The 18,286-nt window shown below is 62.6% G+C and carries 21 protein-coding genes, 4 tRNA genes and 1 pseudogene; 6 read left to right on the top strand and 20 right to left on the bottom strand.

Going from position 1 to position 18,286, the window contains the following annotated elements; translation table 11 throughout:
* Positions 1-95: 95 nt before the first annotated feature.
* The 11 genes from rplL to tuf form a co-directional block, all read right to left on the bottom strand.
* Positions 96-473 (bottom strand): 50S ribosomal protein L7/L12, encoded by a 378-nt coding sequence (rplL, locus tag CK227_RS12350; protein WP_010909265.1) that lies wholly within the window; start codon positions 471-473, stop codon positions 96-98.
* A gap of 54 nt (positions 474-527) precedes the next feature.
* The gene (gene rplJ, locus CK227_RS12345) at positions 528-1,046 is read right to left on the bottom strand and encodes a 50S ribosomal protein L10 (RefSeq protein ID WP_019857958.1); all 519 of its coding nucleotides are present in this window, start codon (positions 1,044-1,046) and stop codon (positions 528-530) included.
* Between the two features lie 392 nt (positions 1,047-1,438).
* Positions 1,439-2,137, bottom strand: coding sequence for a 50S ribosomal protein L1 (gene rplA / locus CK227_RS12340; protein ID WP_010909263.1), 699 nt, complete (start codon positions 2,135-2,137; stop codon positions 1,439-1,441).
* A gap of 4 nt (positions 2,138-2,141) precedes the next feature.
* Positions 2,142-2,570, bottom strand: coding sequence for a 50S ribosomal protein L11 (gene rplK / locus CK227_RS12335; protein WP_010909262.1), 429 nt, complete (start codon positions 2,568-2,570; stop codon positions 2,142-2,144).
* Positions 2,571-2,742: 172 nt separating this feature from the next.
* On the bottom strand, positions 2,743-3,270 hold the full coding sequence (nusG, locus tag CK227_RS12330) for a transcription termination/antitermination protein NusG (protein WP_010909261.1): 528 nt from the start codon (positions 3,268-3,270) through the stop codon (positions 2,743-2,745).
* A gap of 29 nt (positions 3,271-3,299) precedes the next feature.
* The gene (gene secE, locus CK227_RS12325) at positions 3,300-3,503 is read right to left on the bottom strand and encodes a preprotein translocase subunit SecE (RefSeq protein WP_010909260.1); all 204 of its coding nucleotides are present in this window, start codon (positions 3,501-3,503) and stop codon (positions 3,300-3,302) included.
* Positions 3,504-3,866: 363 nt separating this feature from the next.
* Positions 3,867-3,942 (bottom strand) — tRNA-Trp (locus CK227_RS12320).
* An 82-nt stretch (positions 3,943-4,024) separates the two neighbouring features.
* The gene (locus tag CK227_RS37215) at positions 4,025-4,150 is read right to left on the bottom strand and encodes a putative glycolipid-binding domain-containing protein (protein ID WP_245317925.1); all 126 of its coding nucleotides are present in this window, start codon (positions 4,148-4,150) and stop codon (positions 4,025-4,027) included.
* A gap of 137 nt (positions 4,151-4,287) precedes the next feature.
* Entirely contained in the window at positions 4,288-4,770 is a 483-nt protein-coding gene (locus tag CK227_RS12310) for a group II truncated hemoglobin (protein ID WP_095770855.1), read from the bottom strand.
* A gap of 100 nt (positions 4,771-4,870) precedes the next feature.
* The gene (locus tag CK227_RS12305) at positions 4,871-6,466 is read right to left on the bottom strand and encodes a hypothetical protein (RefSeq protein WP_245317926.1); all 1,596 of its coding nucleotides are present in this window, start codon (positions 6,464-6,466) and stop codon (positions 4,871-4,873) included.
* A 216-nt stretch (positions 6,467-6,682) separates the two neighbouring features.
* A complete protein-coding gene (tuf, locus tag CK227_RS12300) occupies positions 6,683-7,858 on the bottom strand; it encodes an elongation factor Tu (protein ID WP_010909256.1) in 1,176 nt (391 codons plus the stop codon).
* Between the two features lie 294 nt (positions 7,859-8,152).
* On the opposite strand from tuf, the gene CK227_RS12295 reads away from it, so the two are divergent.
* Entirely contained in the window at positions 8,153-9,040 is an 888-nt protein-coding gene (locus tag CK227_RS12295) for a DMT family transporter (protein ID WP_095770231.1), read from the top strand.
* Positions 9,041-9,232: 192 nt separating this feature from the next.
* Here CK227_RS12295 and CK227_RS12290 read toward each other — a convergent pair whose 3' ends face one another.
* Positions 9,233-9,490 carry a GlsB/YeaQ/YmgE family stress response membrane protein gene (locus CK227_RS12290; protein ID WP_095770232.1) on the bottom strand — a complete coding sequence of 86 codons (258 nt, stop codon included), beginning with the start codon at positions 9,488-9,490 and terminating at the stop codon, positions 9,233-9,235.
* 130 nt (positions 9,491-9,620) lie between these two features.
* Between CK227_RS12290 and CK227_RS12285 the strand changes: the two genes are divergently transcribed.
* On the top strand, positions 9,621-10,070 hold the full coding sequence (locus CK227_RS12285) for a YidB family protein (protein ID WP_095770233.1): 450 nt from the start codon (positions 9,621-9,623) through the stop codon (positions 10,068-10,070).
* 80 nt (positions 10,071-10,150) lie between these two features.
* On the opposite strand, the gene CK227_RS12280 is transcribed toward CK227_RS12285, so the two are convergent.
* Both CK227_RS12280 and CK227_RS12275 read right to left on the bottom strand, forming a co-directional pair.
* Positions 10,151-10,224, bottom strand: a tRNA-Gly gene (locus CK227_RS12280).
* Positions 10,225-10,314: 90 nt separating this feature from the next.
* A tRNA-Tyr gene (locus CK227_RS12275) sits at positions 10,315-10,399 on the bottom strand.
* 202 nt (positions 10,400-10,601) lie between these two features.
* Here CK227_RS12275 and CK227_RS12270 point away from each other — a divergent pair.
* Complete coding sequence (locus CK227_RS12270) at positions 10,602-11,450, top strand: RNA methyltransferase (RefSeq protein WP_095770234.1); 849 nt, start codon at positions 10,602-10,604, stop codon at positions 11,448-11,450.
* Positions 11,451-11,558: 108 nt separating this feature from the next.
* Here the strand turns inward: CK227_RS12270 and CK227_RS12265 are convergent.
* The 3 genes and pseudogenes from CK227_RS12265 to gcl form a co-directional block, all read right to left on the bottom strand.
* Positions 11,559-12,485 (bottom strand): annotated as a pseudogene (locus CK227_RS12265) (2-hydroxy-3-oxopropionate reductase); the annotation flags it as partial.
* 97 nt (positions 12,486-12,582) lie between these two features.
* The gene (gene otnI / locus CK227_RS12260; RefSeq protein ID WP_095770236.1) at positions 12,583-13,380 is read right to left on the bottom strand and encodes a 2-oxo-tetronate isomerase; all 798 of its coding nucleotides are present in this window, start codon (positions 13,378-13,380) and stop codon (positions 12,583-12,585) included.
* 16 nt (positions 13,381-13,396) lie between these two features.
* Positions 13,397-15,178, bottom strand: coding sequence for a glyoxylate carboligase (gene gcl, locus CK227_RS12255; RefSeq protein ID WP_095770237.1), 1,782 nt, complete (start codon positions 15,176-15,178; stop codon positions 13,397-13,399).
* Positions 15,179-15,391: 213 nt separating this feature from the next.
* On the opposite strand from gcl, the gene bhcR reads away from it, so the two are divergent.
* Positions 15,392-16,213 carry an HTH-type transcriptional regulator BhcR gene (bhcR, locus tag CK227_RS12250; RefSeq protein WP_095770238.1) on the top strand — a complete coding sequence of 274 codons (822 nt, stop codon included), beginning with the start codon at positions 15,392-15,394 and terminating at the stop codon, positions 16,211-16,213.
* A gap of 135 nt (positions 16,214-16,348) precedes the next feature.
* Positions 16,349-16,765 (top strand): hypothetical protein, encoded by a 417-nt coding sequence (locus CK227_RS12240; RefSeq protein WP_095770239.1) that lies wholly within the window; start codon positions 16,349-16,351, stop codon positions 16,763-16,765.
* Between the two features lie 79 nt (positions 16,766-16,844).
* Here CK227_RS12240 and CK227_RS12235 read toward each other — a convergent pair whose 3' ends face one another.
* The 3 genes from CK227_RS12235 to CK227_RS12225 all read right to left on the bottom strand — a co-directional run bounded on the left by CK227_RS12235 (position 16,845) and on the right by CK227_RS12225 (position 17,965).
* Positions 16,845-17,150: a BA14K family protein gene (locus CK227_RS12235; RefSeq protein ID WP_095770856.1), complete on the bottom strand. Its 306-nt coding sequence runs from the start codon at positions 17,148-17,150 to the stop codon at positions 16,845-16,847.
* A gap of 189 nt (positions 17,151-17,339) precedes the next feature.
* Positions 17,340-17,549, bottom strand: a complete 210-nt coding sequence (locus tag CK227_RS12230) for a hypothetical protein (RefSeq protein WP_095770240.1) — start codon at positions 17,547-17,549, stop codon at positions 17,340-17,342.
* Between the two features lie 248 nt (positions 17,550-17,797).
* Positions 17,798-17,965 (bottom strand): hypothetical protein, encoded by a 168-nt coding sequence (locus CK227_RS12225; RefSeq protein ID WP_095770241.1) that lies wholly within the window; start codon positions 17,963-17,965, stop codon positions 17,798-17,800.
* 162 nt (positions 17,966-18,127) lie between these two features.
* Here CK227_RS12225 and CK227_RS12220 point away from each other — a divergent pair.
* Positions 18,128-18,203 (top strand) — tRNA-Thr (locus tag CK227_RS12220).
* The last annotated feature ends 83 nt before the right edge of the window (positions 18,204-18,286 follow it).

Below are 18,286 nucleotides of genomic sequence, written 5' to 3'. Positions count from 1 at the left end.
CTCAGGAAAGAGGTTCTCGTACATCTCGCGCTACGCGTCCTCCCTCCAGGCGAAGGGAGTGGCGGACGGCGCGAGGCCGCCCGCCGCTTTTACGCTTACTTCAGGTCGACCTTGGCGCCGGCTGCTTCCAGCTGGGCCTTGAACTTGTCAGCGTCGGCCTTGGAAACGCCTTCCTTGACCGGCTTCGGAGCCGCCTCGACCAGGTCCTTGGCTTCCTTGAGGCCAAGACCGGTGATGGCGCGGACTTCCTTGATGACGTTGATCTTCTGAGCGCCAGCGTCGGTGAGGACGACGTCGAATTCCGTCTTTTCCTCGGCCGGAGCAGCAGCAGCGGCAGCGCCGCCCGCAGCGGCAACCGCCACCGGAGCAGCAGCCGAAACGCCCCACTTTTCTTCCAGAAGCTTCGACAGCTCGGCCGCCTCGAGGACGGTCAGCTTCGAAAGGTCGTCTACGATCTTTGCGAGATCAGCCATTGTTGTATTCCTTCGTTAGGTTCGAACGTGTGTTTTTGATAGCGAGGAACGGCCTCATGCCGCCTCGTCCTTCCGGGCGTAAGCGCCGATGACGCGCGCGACCGAGGCCGCTGGCGCATTGACGATCTGGGCGATCCGGGTTGCCGGCGTGGCGATCATGCCAACCAGCCTGGCGCGCAGCTCATCGAGCGACGGAAGTGTGGCGAGTGCCTTCACACCGTCGGCATTGAGCGAGGTGGTGCCCATTGCGCCGCCGAGAATGACGAGCTTGTCATTTCCCTTGGCGAAATCGGACGCGACCTTCGGCGCCGCAATCGGATCCTCCGAATAAGCAATCAGCGTCTGTCCCTTGAACAGGTCGATGATCGATGCGGAGTCCGTGCCCTGAAGAGCGATTTTGGCGAGACGGTTCTTCGCGACTTTAACGGTGCCACCGGCGGCGCGCATTTTCGACCGAAGGTCGTTCATTTGCGCGACGGTGATACCGGCATAGTGGGCCACGACGACTGAACCTGCGTTTCCGAACGCTTCGTTCAGGCCCGTGACGAGTTCGCGTTTTTCCGCTCTGTCCACTGCCTATCTCCAGTTGACCCCAATCCCGTCAATGAGAACATCTCATTTCGAGGACAGGCGTCGGGTTGCCTTTTGCCGGCCGGGCCATCCAGTAACGGATCTCCCGAACGACGCTCGAGGATCCTGCCCCCTTTCGCCACACCGACGGCAAGGCCGGCGATGCGCAGACAAAAGGCAAACACGGTTCGAACCTTTCATTGGAGCATTCGCTCCGTTGTCGGGTCTTCACCCGTCTCATGCAGGCCCACATGAATTAAGGCTTTTGGGCCGCCTGCAATCTCGGACAGGATGTCCGGAAGCCTTTCGACTTCCGGCACCGGGCCCAGGATTAATCCAAGGCCCGGAATTCAGTCACGGATCGGCCTTCCGGCGGCCGATCCAAATGGTCTTAATCAGGACGCAGCGAGCGTCGAGACGTCGAGCTTGAGGCCCGGGCCCATCGTCGAGGTGACCGACACCTTCTTGACGTAGTTGCCCTTGGCGCCAGCCGGCTTTGCCTTGGTCACCGCATCGGCGAAGGCGCGGATGTTCTCTTCCAGCGCCTTGACGTCGAACGAGACCTTGCCGACGCCGGCATGAACGATGCCGGCCTTCTCGACGCGGAACTCGACCGCGCCGCCCTTCGATGCCTTGACGGCGGCGGCGACGTCGGTGGTGACGGTGCCGACCTTCGGGTTCGGCATCATGCCGCGCGGGCCGAGCACCTTACCGAGACGGCCGACCAGCGGCATCATGTCCGGCGTGGCGATGCAGCGATCGAAATCGATCGTGCCCTTCTGGACGATGTCGACCAGGTCTTCCGCGCCGACGATGTCGGCGCCGGCGGCCTTGGCTTCCTCGGCCTTGTCGCCACGGGCGAACACGGCGACGCGAACCGAGCGGCCGGTGCCGTTCGGCAGGTTGACCACGCCGCGGACCATCTGGTCGGCATGGCGCGGGTCGACGCCGAGGTTCATGGCGACTTCGACGGTCTCGTCGAACTTGACCGAGGAACGGTCCTTGAGCAGCTTCAGCGCTTCACCCAGGGCATAAGCCTTGTTGGGATCGATGCCTTCGCGGGTCTTCGATACACGCTTTGCAATCTTTGCCATGATCTCAGCCCACCACTTCCAGACCCATCGAGCGGGCGGAGCCCTCGACCATGCGCATGGCCGCCTCGACGTCGTTTGCGTTCAGATCCTTCATCTTGGCGGTCGCGATTTCGCGCACCTTGTCGCGCGAAACGGTGCCAGCCTTGACCTTGCCCGGCTCCTTCGAGCCCGACTTCAGGTTCGCGGCCTTCTTCAGGAAGTAGCTCACCGGCGGCGTCTTCATGACGAAGGTGAACGACTTGTCCTGATAGTAGGTGATGACGACCGGAACCGGCGATCCCTTTTCCATTTCCTGGGTCTGCGCGTTGAACGCCTTGCAGAACTCCATGATGTTGATGCCGCGCTGACCAAGCGCCGGGCCGATCGGGGGCGACGGCGTGGCCGAACCCGCGGAGACCTGAAGCTTGAGCTGGCCTGCAATTTTCTTAGCCATCTCTTTTCCTGCCTTTGTCTATGCCGGCCCCATCAGGGAAAACACCGGCGGTTGCAGTCTGGTGGTGCGGTTCACGCGGCCGGCTAAAGCCACATTCGCCTCCCACCGTTCTCAGGCCATGCGTTTCCGCACCGCCTCCCCTGATCGCCAGACCGGCATCAGGGATTTCGGATCAGCCCTTTTCGACCTGTCCGAATTCCAGATCGACAGGCACGGCGCGCCCGAAGATCGAAACTTCCACCTTGAGCCGCGCCCGCTCCTCGTCCACTTCCTGGACGAAGCCGTTGAACGACGCGAAAGGACCGTCCGACACGCGGATCGCCTCGCCGATCTCGAAAGTGACCGAGGGCTTCGGCCGCTCGACGCCTTCCTGTACCTGGTTCAGGATGCGCTGCGCTTCCGCCTCGGTGATCGGCACCGGCTTGGAGTCGCCGAGAAAGCCGGTGACCTTCGGCGTGTTCTTCACCAGCGAGAACACGGCATCGGTCAAATTGGCCTTCAGGAGCACATAGCCCGGGAAGAATTTGCGCTCGGCATCGACCTTGCGGCCACGACGAACCTCGACCACCTTCTCGGTCGGCACCACGATCTGCTCGATATCGGCGGACAGGCCCTTCTGCTTGGCCTTGTTCTCGATGTCCTCGGCGACCTTCTTTTCAAAGTTCGAATAAGCGTGGACGATGTACCAGCGCGCAGCCATTTTTTTAGACTTCTCCGTAGTCGCCGGACTTAGCGTCCAATGCCCAGAATCTGTTCGATCGCGAGGCCCATCAACTGATCGGCGCTAAAGAAAAAGATCATCGCAATCACAGCGAAGGCCAGAACCATCACCGTCGAGATCATCGTTTCGCGCCGCGACGGCCAAGTCACCTTGGCGGTCTCCGAGCGAACCTGCTGGAGAAAGACGAAAGGATTTGTGGTTTTCGAAGCCATATGCCGCTCTGTCTTCAAGACCCGTTGGCCGGGTCCCCTGGATGATCCCGCTGGCCGGGACGTGCCGCCTGGGCCCAGTCTCGCGCCGAATCAGCGCAATCATTTCGCCCATGCAAATCAGACGCGTAAAGCCGGCTTCCCAGCTCCACGCGTCGCGTGTCTGTTCTGTCTACATAAAACCGATTCTTGATCCACGCAAGTGGCAAGTGTCCGCTTTATGACCAAACGCCGCCTCGGAACCATCCAGTCGTTCCGTCCCGGCTATGGCGTCCTTATGCCCCAATCGGCCTAATATGGCAAGCGTGTCGCCGATTTTCAAAGGGCGGTCCGCGGAAATATCGTTTCTGACGGCCATTTTTGAAATGGCACGGGCAGCAGGGCTCGAACCTACGACCTGCGGTTTTGGAGACCGCCGCTCTACCAACTGAGCTATGCCCGTATCGTGCGCGCTTCGGCGCAGCAGGGGCTTCCTAAAAGCTTCCGCGCTGTCTGTAAAGAGTGGTTTGCACGCAAACGCGCCTTCATCCCCTTTGCCAGAAATCGGGATAGGTGACGACCAGCCCGTCGCGGTCGATCTCGAGTTCGCGCCTGAAGTCACTGACGCGCGATTCGTAGAGATATCGTCTGCCCTCCTTTGGCCGGAGCACATGACGACGGAGTCGGCAAGAACCTCCCCTGCGCGCTCACGCAGTTCACGATGCTCGATACCGGGGCCGTCCCACTCGCGCCAGCGCCCGGTCTTGAAATGGTCCGACATCAGCCCGCACTCCGAGGCGGATGGAAGCTACTTTGTTTCCGGCGGCGTGTACGGCCCGCCAGGCACGCCCCAGCCCCAGGCAGGCATCGGCTCGGTTTCCGGATCGCAGGTCTCGCCGAGATTGGAGTTCATCTTGGCCAATCGCGATCCCCATTCGATATAGCCCATGAAGGCCGAACGGAATTCGGGATCGTCCGGCAAGCCGACCTCGTCGGCTGCGTCGGCGAGCAGGTTGATCCAGCGGCGGCGCTGTTCTTCCGTCAGATGCTTGCCCAGATGATGCATGACCATCTCGCGGTGGCCGCCGAATTTCTCGCTATAGGTCTTCGGTCCGCCAAAGACCTCGCCGATGAAGGCCGCGACATGGGCGGGATGGTCCGGCGACATCGACTTGAATACCGGCCCGACAACAGGGTCCTTTGCCACCTTGTCATAGAAGGTCTGCGTCAGCCGGTTCAGGGCATCGCTGCCACCGGCCCATTCGTAGAGTGTCGGAACATCCCGGCTCATCATCGATCCTCCGCCAGCCCCGGCGCCACCGGCGGCGACGATAGCGGAAAGATCGAAAACAGCTCAACCTGCCTCGATGGCCAGCTTCCGAAGCCGCGCGCTACAGCTTTGCGGGCGCGTCGGCCGCCGCATTGGCGGGCGGCGGGCCGCGGCAATTGTCGGGCCTGGGAACAGCTTTGCAAATCGTGGCGCCGGTCAGTGCGTCGACCGATTGCGGCCCCGTTATCAGTCCCGCCCTCAGCATGATGTCCGGTTCAAGCCGGCGCTCGGCCGAGCGCTCCGCGATCGCTTTGAACAGAGCGGGACCGATCGCCATCTCCTCGAGATACGCTTTGACCATCTGCTTCTGTCCCATCGGGTATAGGCTGAGCCGCGCCTCGGGACCGACAAGCCTTCTCGCGCCACCGGCAAGCATCAGCGCGCAGGCCGTATCGCATTCGACGCCCGCATCGATGCTCAAACCGGCATAGGCGCCCTCCTTGGCCAGGCAATTCCATGCCCGCGGGTCGCAATCGACGAAATCGGTCCGGCCGACGGCGACGTCGAGCTTCCTTTCGTGGATAAGCCGGCCCGCCGCAAGGGCGCCGGACAGGTCACCTCCCCGTGAGCTGATCACGACAGGCAGGCGCCGCTCGCCAAGCGTGGCGAGCAATTGGCGCAGCTTCTGCGGTGTCTGGCTCGTAATCACGCCTTCCGCCGAGATCCATTCCGGACAGTCGGGATTACACAGCGGATTGCTGCCGCGAACCACGACAAAGCGCATGTCCGCGCCAGCCTTCGCGATTTCCATTCCAACCGGTGCGACATCCCGGGGCTTGCCCGTCGCAGCGGCCGATGGCGTCGCATCGTTTGCAGGGCTCGGTATCTCCCGGCAGTTCGCGGCCGGCTGCTGCAGTGCGCACAGGCTCGCGGAGGTCAACAGATCCGCCGCGTCCCGGCTGGTCACCAAATTCATCGTCAGCATGTCGTCGAGCGCGATCTGGCGGATGTCGCTGGCCGGCGTGGCCTTCATCATTTCCAGCACGCCGTCGCCTATCCCCATTTCCCTGAGATAGGCCGATAGCGTCTTCTCGACCGCCTTGCTCATCTCGTAGGTCTTGTAGCTGCCGGCACTTTTCCGGCTGACCACCTTGGTGTTGATGACCTTCCTCTTGCCGTTCACGATCCGGTAGGTGGTCCGGTAGAGCAGCTTCTCGCGCTTGTAGGTGGTGGTGATCTGGTGGACGCCGAGATAGGCAAAATCTCCGACTACGCGGCGGACACCGCCGGAAAACATCAGCGGACAGGCCGAATTGCACATGGCCCCGTCGTCAAAGGCCATGCCGAAATAGTCGGCACCCTTGCCCTTGTTGTCGCTGCAATTCTTCGCCTCCGGCTGGCAGCCGGAAAACACCGTCACGCCGACGGCGATATCGAGCTTGGCCTTGCGGATCATCCTGCCAAGTGCGAGCGCGGCATCGACATTGCCGCCGGGCGAGCTGACGACGACGGGCAGTTGCCGTCCCTTCAACGTCTTGAGCGTGCGTTTGAAGAGTGACGGCGTGCCCGCCGCGATCGTGCCTTCAGCCGATATCCATTCCGGACAATTGGGCTCGCAGCCCGGCGCATTGCTGCGCACGACGGCGAAGCGCATCGGCGGGATGTCCAGAGACTGCTCCTGGGCCTGGGCCGGCAGGACCGCAGGGACCAACAGCATGAGACGGACCAGTGCCCGCAACTGCCACCCCTTCTCGCCGAAACAGCGCCCTGGAACCACTCTTTCGCAAAGCTCCCGCAATGCAACCTATACTAGTTGCCGTGATGGCGCTTGCAACAGGGCAGGCGCGGTTCCGATGTCACGCAGCGACGTTAACGAAAAAGGGCGGCCCGAAGACCGCCCTTTCCTTGTCGATCCGGCCGATGCCGGTTTCGATTATTCCTTGATGGTGACGACGATGCCGGCACCGACGGTGCGGCCGCCTTCACGGATGGCGAAGCGCAGCTTCTCTTCCATGGCGATCGGCACGATCAGCTCGACATCGACCGTGATGTTGTCGCCAGGCATCACCATCTCGGTGCCGGCCGGCAGCGACACGATGCCGGTCACGTCCGTCGTGCGGAAGTAGAACTGCGGACGGTAGTTGGTGAAGAACGGCGTGTGACGGCCACCTTCGTCCTTGGTCAGGATGTAGGCTTCGGCCACGAACTTCTTGTGCGGCTTCACCGTGCCGGGCTTGGCCAGAACCTGGCCGCGCTCGACGCCTTCACGATCAACGCCGCGCAGCAGCGCGCCGATGTTGTCGCCAGCCTGGCCCTGATCGAGCAGCTTGCGGAACATTTCCACGCCCGTGCAGGTCGTCTTGGTCGTCGGACGGATGCCGATGATCTCCAGCTCCTCGCCGACCTTGACCACGCCGCGCTCGACGCGGCCGGTCACGACCGTGCCACGGCCCGAGATCGAGAACACGTCTTCGATCGGCATCAGGAACGGCTTGTCGAGTGGACGAACCGGGGTCGGGATGTAGGCGTCGACCTGAGCCATCAGCTCGCGGATCGCGTCCTCGCCGATCGTCTTGTTCGAATCCTCCAGCGCGGCCAGCGCCGAACCCTTGACGATCGGAATGTCGTCGCCGGGGAATTCGTTCTTCGACAGAAGCTCGCGAACCTCGAGCTCGACCAGTTCCAAAAGCTCGGCGTCGTCGACCTGGTCGACCTTGTTCAGGAACACCACGATCGACGGCACGCCGACCTGACGGGCAAGCAGGATGTGCTCGCGGGTCTGCGGCATCGGGCCGTCGGCGGCCGACACGACCAGGATCGCGCCGTCCATCTGCGCGGCGCCGGTGATCATGTTCTTCACATAGTCGGCGTGGCCGGGGCAGTCGACGTGGGCGTAGTGGCGGTTGGCCGTCTCGTATTCAACGTGAGCCGTCGAGATGGTGATGCCGCGCGCCTTCTCTTCCGGCGCCGCATCGATCTGGTCGTAGCGCTTGTACTCGCCAAAATACTTCGTGATCGCCGCCGTCAGCGACGTCTTGCCATGGTCAACGTGACCAATCGTGCCGATGTTCACATGAGGCTTAGTGCGCTCGAATTTACCTTTTGCCATAGTCTCTTTCCTTGGACGGCCTTGACCTTCAGTTCAGTCGAATGCGGGGCGATTAGCGACAAAGGCCAAAAAACACAAGCGTCTTTTGGCCGGGTGCCGTCTCACTCAGTCCGAACCTGGGATCCGATTGCGGGGATATGACGCCGATATAGGAAGGCGATGCGGGAAATGGAATGGGTGACATGCCGATCGATCGAGGCCTGCATGCCATGTTCTTGCCGGCCAATTCCTGTCTCGATCACGGCCAGTTGATGGCCCATTGCGGCGCCCTCCGAGGTCTGATCTCCTGACCCCATGCAATTCATCCCTGCCTCAATCCGCGGCCCGCTGTTCATGATCATCTCGACCGGGTCGTACCTGGTCAACGATACGATGATGAAACTCGCGACCGCGGGGTTGCCGTCCTATGAGGTGCTGTTCCTGCGTGGTGCCGCCGCGACGCTCTGGGGCTTCCCGCTGTTGTTCGTGCTGGGCTACGGCAAACAGATCCCGTTGATCTTCGACGGCCATGTGCTGCGCAGGAACCTGCTCGAGCTGGCGGCGATCCTTTGCTACGTCGTGGCGCTCGCCAACATGCAGATCGCGGATTCCACGGCACTGGGACAAATCACGCCGCTCTTGATGCTGGTCGGCTCGTCGATCCTGTTTGGCGAGCGCATCGGCGGCCAGCGCATGGCGCTGATCGGGCTCGGCTTCATCGGCGCGTTGATGGTGGCGCAGCCGACCATGCAAGGCATTTCGGTCTATGCGCTGCTGGCGCTCGGCAACGCCGCACTGGCAGCCGCGCGCGACCTCGCCGGCAGGCATGTGCCGGCGGAGGTGCCGGGGATGATCGTGGCGATTTCCGCCGTGGTGGTGGTGCTGATCGGCGCCGGTGCCGCGCATCTGGCGTCCGAGCGCTGGATCATGCCAGAAGCTCGCCATTTGCTGCTTCTGGCCGGCGCCGGTCTTTTCCTGATCTTCGGCCATTTCTTCATCTTCATGGCCTATCGCGTCGGGCCGACCAGCGCGGTGGCGCCGTTCTATTACTGCTTCACCGTCTGGGCCGTCATTTCGGGCCTGCTGGTGTTCGGCCAGTTCCCCAACGCGCTGGCGGTCTGCGGCATCCTGCTGGTGGTGGCCAGCGGCCTGACCATCGTCTCGCTGGACCAGCGCAAGCGCCGGCTGACTGTCGTCGCCTAGCATCGGCAGCCGAGCGCCTGTCCGACGCCGAGCACAAGGCCGCTATCCGCAAGTCGCTGATCGGCCGGGCGGTGTTCATCGCCGGAACGCTGATTTTCTTCGCCGCGGCCGATGCAGTGTTGATGCCATAGGCAAGCCGACGCTGGTCTTGCCTCGGCAGAAATTCCAAACTTCAGATCATCCAGCTGGCGCTTAGAGCGTCCGCCGTGCGCTGAACTGGTGATAGGCCCAGAGCACAACCACCGCGCCAACCACCGCGACGATCAGGCTGGAGATGTTGAGACCGGTGACACCCACGCCAAAGAGCTGGCTGCAGATCACGCCGCCGACGATGGCGCCGACAATGCCGAGGACGACATCCATGATAAGGCCTTGGCCGGTCTTGTTGACGATCTTGCTGCCGAGGAAGCCGGCGATGGCGCCGAGAATGATCCAGCTGATGATACCCATTTTTTCCTCTCCATCCCCTGCCATCGCGACATTTTCATATGATTGTCAAAAGCTCAAGCCAGCTTGAAATTCCGCCCGGATGCGCCATTGTTGGAGATGGGCCGGGCTTGGTCGAGATGGAGGATCCACTATGGGACTTTTTGACAACGCCGTTCCCGGCGGCAACATCACCAAACCGCTGATGATCGCGCTCGGCGCGTTGCTGGTCGGAAAAATGCTGAGCGGCAGAAGTGCCGAACAGCCGGATCAGCCTCAAACGCCAGTGCCGGCCGACCCAGCCGCCAGTGATGGCGGTCTGCTCGGCGGACTGGGCGGCCTGCTCGACAAGCTCAAGAACGCCGGCCACGGCAATGTCGCCGACTCCTGGGTCGGCACCGGGCAGAACCAGTCGATCAACGCCAACGATCTCGGCTCGGCACTTGGGCCGCAGGTGATCCGCGAGATCGCGCAGCGCACCGGAATGGATGAGGGCGAACTGCTCAAGCAGTTGTCCACTGCCCTCCCCGGCATCGTCGACAAGCTGACCCCGAACGGCCAGGTGCCGCAGCAGCACCAGGTGGCGTCCGCGTTCAACAGCTGACGCGGCAAACACAGATGCCCTGAAGCGCTGCGCGCGTTGTCGCGCAGTGTGCAGGTTTGCCGATTGCGGGGATGACGGTCTGGAGCGGGTAGCGGGAATCGAACCCGCATATTCAGCTTGGAAGGCTGCTGCTCTACCACTGAGCTATACCCGCGCCTTGCACTGAAGTATCGGATTCACCCGAAAAGCGCCATGCACTTTTCGGCCCGATGCTTTTCTCGTTTCAGGGCTTCCGGGCCGGCAGTGGTGGAGAGGGTTGGATTCGAACCAACGTAGGCTAAGCCAACGGATTTACAGTCCGTCCCCTTTAACCACTCGGGCACCTCTCCAGTCTGCCGCCGGAGCCATGCAACGAGGCATTCTTGCCGATCCCGGAGCCCGAGTTGGATATCTTCTCCGAAATCAGCGAAGCGCCTTATGGCGGCAAGGCCAGTGGGTGTCAACCGCGCAGGAAGGGTTTTTCGATGTTGTTCGCCGGCTGCGGCGACGGGCCATATCCTTGGCCGGTGGAGACAGCTATAGAAGCCGGCCATGAGCAACAAGACCAATACCCCCAAAGACACCCATTACGCCAAGCTGCGTCGCGCGCACCGCGACGAGAAGAGCGGCGGCGCGCCGGCATTCCGGCCGCGCCAGCCCGTGCCGCCCGGCGAGAACGCCGCCGACGGCCTGGTGCGACTTTATGGCCTTCACACGGTGCGGGCAGCACTCGACAATCCGCGCCGCAAGATTCGCAAAATGCTGGTGACCCGCAACGCGGCCGAGCGCCTGGAGATAGAAGATCTCGCCGCCCTGCCCTTCAAGGCGGAGTTGGTCGAGCCCAGGGACATCGACAAGATCACCGGGTCGGACGCCGTGCACCAGGGCGTACTGATGGAGGCGGAGCCGCTGAAGCCGAAGCGCCTCGACGCGCTCGGCGACACGAGACTGGTGCTGGTGCTCGACCAGGTCACCGATCCGCACAATGTCGGCGCCATCCTGCGCTCGGCGGTCGCCTTCGGCGCCGGCGCGCTGATCACCACCGCGCGCCACAGCCCGCAGGAATCGGGCGTGCTGGCAAAATCCGCCTCCGGCGCGCTGGAGCACATCGACCAGATCGAGGTGAAGAACCTGGCCGACGCGCTCGGGCAACTGCACGAGGCCGGCTTCCAGACCATCGGGCTTGATTCGGACGGGCCGGCGGAACTCGAGACAAGCTTTGCCGGCGACAGGATCGCGCTGGTGCTCGGCGCCGAAGGCAAGGGCCTGCGCCAGAAGACGCGCGAGACGGTGACGACGCTGGCGCGGCTCGACATGCCGGGCGCCATCCGCTCGCTCAACGTGTCGAATGCCGCGGCGATCAGCCTTTATGCGGCGCGGGCGTTCTTGAAGCGCGGCTGAGCCGCCTGTCTCGCAACGAGAAACGGGTTCCGGCGACAGACGCAGGAACCCGTTCTTCGACAGGACAAGAGGTGGCGACTTGGGAACGTTGCGCCGCCCTTTCCCGACCTATGCCGCTTTGCCTTTCACTTCGGTCACTTCGCCACCGACCTCGAAATTGGCCATCCGCTCCAGCGCCCTGACCAGCGCCGAGTGATCCTCCTTCGCGCCGCCATTGGCGGCGCAGGAGTTGAACAGCTGCTGGGTGGTCGAGGTGTTGGGCAGCGCCACGCCGAGCGCCTTGGCGCCCTCCAGTGCCAGGTTGAGATCCTTCTGGTGCAATTCGATGCGAAAGCCCGGCGCGAAGGTGCGTTTGACCATGCGCTCGCCATGCACTTCGAGGATGCGCGAGGCCGCTAAACCGCCCATCAAAGCCTGCCTGACCTTGGCGGGATCAGCGCCGGCTTTCGAAGCAAAAACAAGCGCTTCGGCGACGGCTTCAATGGTCAGTGCGACGACGATCTGATTTGCCACTTTGGTGGTCTGGCCGACGCCGTTAGGGCCGACCAGCGTGATGTTCTTGCCCATCTTCTCGAAGACGGGTTTTGCGCGCTCGAAGGGCTTTTCCTCGCCGCCGACCATGATGGTGAGCGACGCTGCCTTGGCGCCGACCTCGCCGCCCGAAACCGGCGCGTCGAGATAGTCGCAGCCGAGTTCGTTGATCTTGCCGGCGAAAACCTTGGTCTCGATCGGCGAGATCGAACTCATGTCGATGACCAGCTTGCCTTTGGTCAGGCCGGACGCAACGCCATTGTCGCCGAACAGCACGTCGGCGACCTGCGGGGTGTCGGGCACCATGGTGATGACGATCTCTGCCGCCTTGGCGACGGCGGCGTGGCCGGAGACTGTTTTCAGGCCCTTGGCGACGAGGTCAGCCGGCGGCTTCGAGCGATGGTCGCTGGCGATGACCTTGTAGCCAGCATCGAGCAGATGCCCCGCCATCGGCGCGCCCATGATGCCGAGGCCGATGAAGCCTATGGTTTCCATTGTGGTTCTCCGTCTTTTGCTGGGCCGCGTTCCTTCGCGCCCCCCCCTCTGGCCTGCCGGCCATCTCCCCCACGAGGGGGGAGATTGGCAGCGTCAGCGCCGGCTCTTAAGCCGCCGCGCTGCCCTGCCCGGCCAGGTCCCGGAACCAGCCAAGCCCTGCCTCGGTGCCGGCTTTCGGCTTGTATTCGGCACCGATCCAGCCGGAATAGCCGATGCGGTCGATGTGGTCGTAGAGGAAGGGATAGTTGATCTCGCCCGTCCCCGGCTCGTGACGGCCGGGATTGTCCGCAAGCTGGATATGCGCGATGCGGCCGAGGTTGGCCTCGATTTTACGCGCGAGATCCCCCTCCATGATCTGCATGTGATAAATGTCGTATTGCAGAAACAGGTTTTTCGAGCCGACGCGGTCGATCAGCGCCAGCGCCTGGTCGGAGTAATTGAGGAAGAAGCCTGGAATGTCGCGGGTGTTGATCGGCTCGATCAGCAGCCGGATGCCGGCCTGTTCCAGCTTCTCCGCCGCGAAGGCGAGGTTTTCGGCGAAAACATCCTCGAGCACCTTGCGGTCGACGCCGGCGGGCGCGATGCCGGCCAGGCAATTGACCTGCGCGCAGCCGAGCGCCTGTGCGTAGGTGATTGCCTTGGCGATACCCTGGCGGAATTCCGGCACGCGGTCCGGCAGCACGGCGATGCCGCGCTCGCCCTTGCCCCAGTCGCCGGCCGGCAGGTTGAACAGCACCTGTGTCAGGCCATTCTTCTTCAGCCTGGCGGCGACAACATCGGGCGCGTGATCATAAGGGCCGATATATTCGACGCCCTTGAAGCCGGCGCGGGCGGCAGCGTCAAAACGGTCGAGGAAATCGTGCTCGCCAAAGAGCATCGACAGATTGGCGGAAAAACGCGGCATTCTTTTTGTCCTCTTATCAGTCGAGCATCACGATCGCGGTCGGCGCGTCTTCCTGATGTTCGGCAAGTTCCTCGAATTCGGTGATCTTGTCGATCTCGGTGCCCATCGAGATGTTGGTGACGCGCTCCAGGATAAATTCGAGCACGACCGGAACCCGGTGCTCCTTCATCATCCGTTGCGCTTGCCTAAAGGCGCTCGCGAATTCCTCGGGCTTGCGCACCCTCACCGCCTTGCAGCCCATCGCTTCGGCGACGGCGACATGGTCGACGCCATAGCCGGCCTCGGGATCGCCCGATCGGTTGATGTTCTCGAAGGCGAGGCTGACCTCATAATCCATCGAGAAGCCACGTTGCGCCTGGCGGATCAGGCCGAGATAGGCGTTGTTCACGACGACATGGATGTAGGGCAGCTTGTGCTGCGCGCCGACCGCCAGTTCCTCGATCATGAACTGGAAATCATAGTCGCCCGACAGCGCCACGATGGTGCGGTCGGGATCGGCGGCGCGCACGCCAAGGGCTGCCGGCAGCGTCCAACCGAGCGGGCCGGCCTGGCCGCAATTGATCCAGTTGCGCGGCTTGTAGACGTGCAGGAACTGCGCGCCGGCGATCTGCGACAGGCCGATCGTGGTGACATAGGTGACGTCGCGGCCGAACGCCTTGTTCATCTCCTCGTAGACGCGCTGCGGCTTCAGCGGCACCTGGTCGAAATGCGTCTTGCGCTTCATCGTCTTCTTGCGGGCTTGGCATTCCTTGGCCCAGCCCGACCAGTCGCGCATCTTGCCCGCCGTCTTCCACTCGGTGGCGACGTCGAGCAGCACCTTCAGCGCCGAACCCGCATCCGAAACCACGCCGAGGTCCGGCGCGAAGACACGGCCGATCTGCGTGGGCTCGATGTCGACATGGATGAATTTCTTGCCCTTGGTGTAGACGTCCACCGAACCGGTGTGACGGTTGGCCCAGCGATTGCCGATGCCGAAGACGAAATCGGCTTCCAGCATCGTCGCATTGCCGTAGCGATGCGAGGTCTGCAGGCCGCACATGCCGGCCATCAGCCGGTGGTCGTCGGGGATCGCGCCCCAGCCCATCAGCGTCGGAATGACCGGGACGCCAGTGATTTCAGCGAACTCGATCAGCAGGTCGGATGCATCGGCATTGATGATGCCGCCGCCGGCGACGATCAGCGGTTTTTCCGCCGCATTGAGCATCGCCAGTGCCTTTTCGGCCTGGGCGCGCGTCATCGCCGGCTTGAACGGCGCCAGCGGCTCATAGGCATCGATGTCGAACTCGATCTCGGCCAGTTGCACGTCGACCGGCAGGTCGATCAGCACCGGACCGGGCCGCGACGAGCGCATGAGATGAAACGCCTTCTGCAGCGCCATCGGCACGAGATAGGGCTCCATGACGGTGACCGCCCATTTGGCGACCGGTGCGGCGATGGCGGCGATGTCGACGGCCTGGAAATCCTCTTTGTTGAGCCGCGCACGCGGCGCCTGGCCGGTGATGCACAGGATCGGAATGGAATCGGCGGCGGCCGAGTAAAGACCGGTGATCATGTCGGTGCCGGCCGGCCCGGAGGTGCCGATGCAGAGCCCGATATTGCCCGCCTTGGCGCGGGTGAAGCCTTCCGCCATGTGGGAGGCGCCCTCGACGTGGCGGGCAAGGACATGGCGAATGCTGCCCCTCGCCTTCAGCGCCGAATAGAGCGGATTGATCGCCGCGCCCGGCACGCCGAAGGCGCAGGAGATACCTTCCTTTTCGAGAACGAGAACCGCCGCATCGACAGCGCGCATCCTGGCCATTTTCCGGCCCTCCACTTGGGTTGTCATTGTTGGATGACCGAGAATGTCAGCAAGCCGGTTATTTTTCAATTTTTTCAGAATATTTTTTCATTTCTAGAAAATGGCGACTATTTGCTGATTTTATTGGGTTTTCCGTTTTCCAGGAATTTGCGGCCTCACAGCAGTGAAAAACTTTTTCATTGTATGTTTGGAGAAATCGGCGAAACTAGTGCAATGGAAACCATCGAAAAACGCCAGCGCGGCCGGCCGCGCGCTTTCAACGGACCTGCCGAAACCAGTTCCGTGCAGTCGCTGGACCGGGCCTTGCGCATACTGGCTATTGTTGCCGAGGGCAGCGGCCTGTCGCTGAGCGAGATATCGGCACAAAGCGGCCTTGCCGCCTCCACCGCCTACCGCATGCTGACGACACTCGAAAACCACGGCATGGTCGAGTTCGACACATCAGACCAGTTGTGGTCGATCGGCGTCGAGACCTACCGCATGGGCGCGGCCTTCCTGCGCCGCCGCAAGCTGGTCGACCGCGCCCGCATCGTCATGCAGGAGTTGATGGAAAGAACCGGCGAGACCGCCAATCTCGGCGTCGCCGAGGATGATTGCGTGGTGTTCGTCAGCCAGGTCGAGACGCACCAGGCGATCCGCGCCTTCTTCCGCCCGGGCACGCGCAGCCCCTTTCACGCCTCCGGCATCGGCAAGGCGGTGCTGGCGCATCTCGAGCCGGAGCGCGTCGGCACCATTCTGCGCAAGGCCGGCCTGCAGCGCTTCACCGACAAGACGCTGTCCGAGATCCCTGCCCTCGCCCACGATCTGGCCGTCATCAAGCAGCGCGGATGGTCGGTCGACGACGAAGAGCGGCACCCCGGCATGCGCTGCGTGGCGGCCGCCATCTTCAACGAATTCGGCGAGCCGATCGGCGGCGTTTCCGTATCGGGGCCGACCGTGCGGGTGACGCCGGAGCGGCTGGCCGAGATCGGGCCGATGGTGCGCAGTGCCGCGGCCGAGGTGACCCGGATGATCGGCGGCGCGCAAGCCGGCTGATCAGCCTGCCCCGGGCAGCGCGCTCCTGGTCGCAATATCGAAGAAATCGAGCCGTATGGCCGTGCCGACACCGCAAGCGCCGGCGGCATGGACCCTGTCTTGCCGTGGCGTTCGAATGCATGCGAAAGGGCGCGGATGAGGAAAACGGTTCAGCTTCTGCTTGTCGCTTCGCTTTGCGGATGCGTTGCGACGACACCTCGACCCGATGCAGGCGACCAGCGCGTCGATCCCATTCCGTTCTCGCTCGCGCTCGAGGAGGTCGTCATCACCGGCATTCGACAGCGCTTGCCGGATCCTGCTTCCGTCAGGCTCGGAAGGACGCTTGCCGGCGAGCGGACAGTGAACGGCCGCAAGGAGATCGTGGTCTGCGGCTTCGCCAGCGGCAAGACTGCGGCCGGCGGCGCTGGCGGCGACCAAGCCTTCATCGCCAGGATCTACCCGGATTCGGCAAGCAGCCTCGAGCTTGTCGCCATGGGCGGCGCTTCGGAAACAAGGCGCCTCGTCGACAGCACCTGCAGCGCGGCCGGATTGCCGATTTCTGATTCCGCCTGAACACGCAACTGTAAGTATTTATGAGAGAAAGAAAAAGGGCCTCGCGCGAGCCCCTTTCTCTGTTGACGATCCTCCTCTCTCAGAGCCGGCAGTAGTGGCTGTAGCCGTCGTAGCCGATGTAGGTGTCGGAGTCCGGATCGTAGCTCGAGTAGCGATCGAGGCAGCGACGCACATGCCAGGAACCGCCGTCTTCGTCGACATAGACGGTGCGCGGGGGCTGCTGGGCAAGCAGGCTGCCAAGGACGAACCCGCCCACGCCGGCGGCGATGCCGATTCCGAGGTCGTGGTGATGCGAATGAGCCGCCGAAGGCTGAACGGTGCCGACCAGCGTGGTGGCTGCGACGGTGGTGGCGATGACGCCGGAAACGAGTGTGCGCTTGAACATGATGATCTCCTTGCTTCGTTGACCGAGGCGATCCATCCGCCTCTTGATCATCTGTCGCTGCCGCACAGGAAAAGGTTCGAGGCTTTTTTGACTTTTTTTGCGCAGATGCTGCCGGGTCCCGGCCCTTGGGCCCACGGAACATGCAAAAGGGCGGCCGAGGCCGCCCTTCGAACGCAACAGGCCTTGGTATCAAAGGATGATAACCACCCTGCCGTGGTGATGATGCCGGTGATGGTGGTGGTGATGGTACCACCAGTAGTCGCCATAGTAGTCGTCGTCGTAGTAGTAATGATGGTGATGATGCATGCCGTGAGCCGACGACGTCTGAACGGTGGCGGCCAGTGCGCCTGTGGCAAGAAAAACGGCTACGACAGCTGAAGTGAGCATGCGCTTGAACATGATGATCTCCTGGATCCTTGACCGAGGCGACCATTCGCCTCTGGAGATCAGTCGGCGCGGCCTGTCAAAAGGTTCGAAAGATCGAGGAGATTTCTTCGGCGAGGCGGAAGGAAGAGTGAGGAGTGAGGAATGAGTAGTGAGTAGTGAGTAGTGAGTAGCGAGTAGTGAGTAGCGAGTAGCGAGTAGCGAGGGCAGGATCACGGGGATCCCGGCCCCACTACCCACTACTCACTAGTCGCTCCGCACGCTCATCCCATGCCGGTTATGTGGCGAAGCCAGAAGGCGAGCGCGATGAATCCGATGATCGTGGTCACGCCGGTCCAGTCGACATTGGCTTTCCTGACGTCGCTGATGAGCTTGACCAGCAGCATCCAGGCGATGACGACGAGGGGGAGAATGATGACAAGCCTGATCATGCGACACTCCAGTCCGAAGCGATTGCACCTTCATGATATGTAGGAAGTGCGCTCGTGGATTTCAGCATGGGCCGGCCCGGCGGCGGCGTCATCCACCGCCGGGGTAACCGAAAACGGAGTTTTGTCTTTACTGGCGCACGAAATATGCTACCGGAGCGCCGTGCCCTTGTAGCTCAGCTGGTAGAGCAGCGGTTTTGTAAACCGAAGGTCGGCGGTTCGATCCCGTCCGGGGGCACCAGTTCTCAAGCCGTAAGCCGTTCTTTTGCCTGCGCAATTTAGCACCCTTTGGAATCCCGCCTTCTGCCACTGACCGGGCTACCG

This window comes from Mesorhizobium sp. WSM4308, assembly GCF_002294905.1.
Classification (GTDB): domain Bacteria; phylum Pseudomonadota; class Alphaproteobacteria; order Rhizobiales; family Rhizobiaceae; genus Mesorhizobium.
Note: the sequence above shows the minus strand (reverse complement) of the source record. Positions and strands in the feature narration are given on the sequence as shown.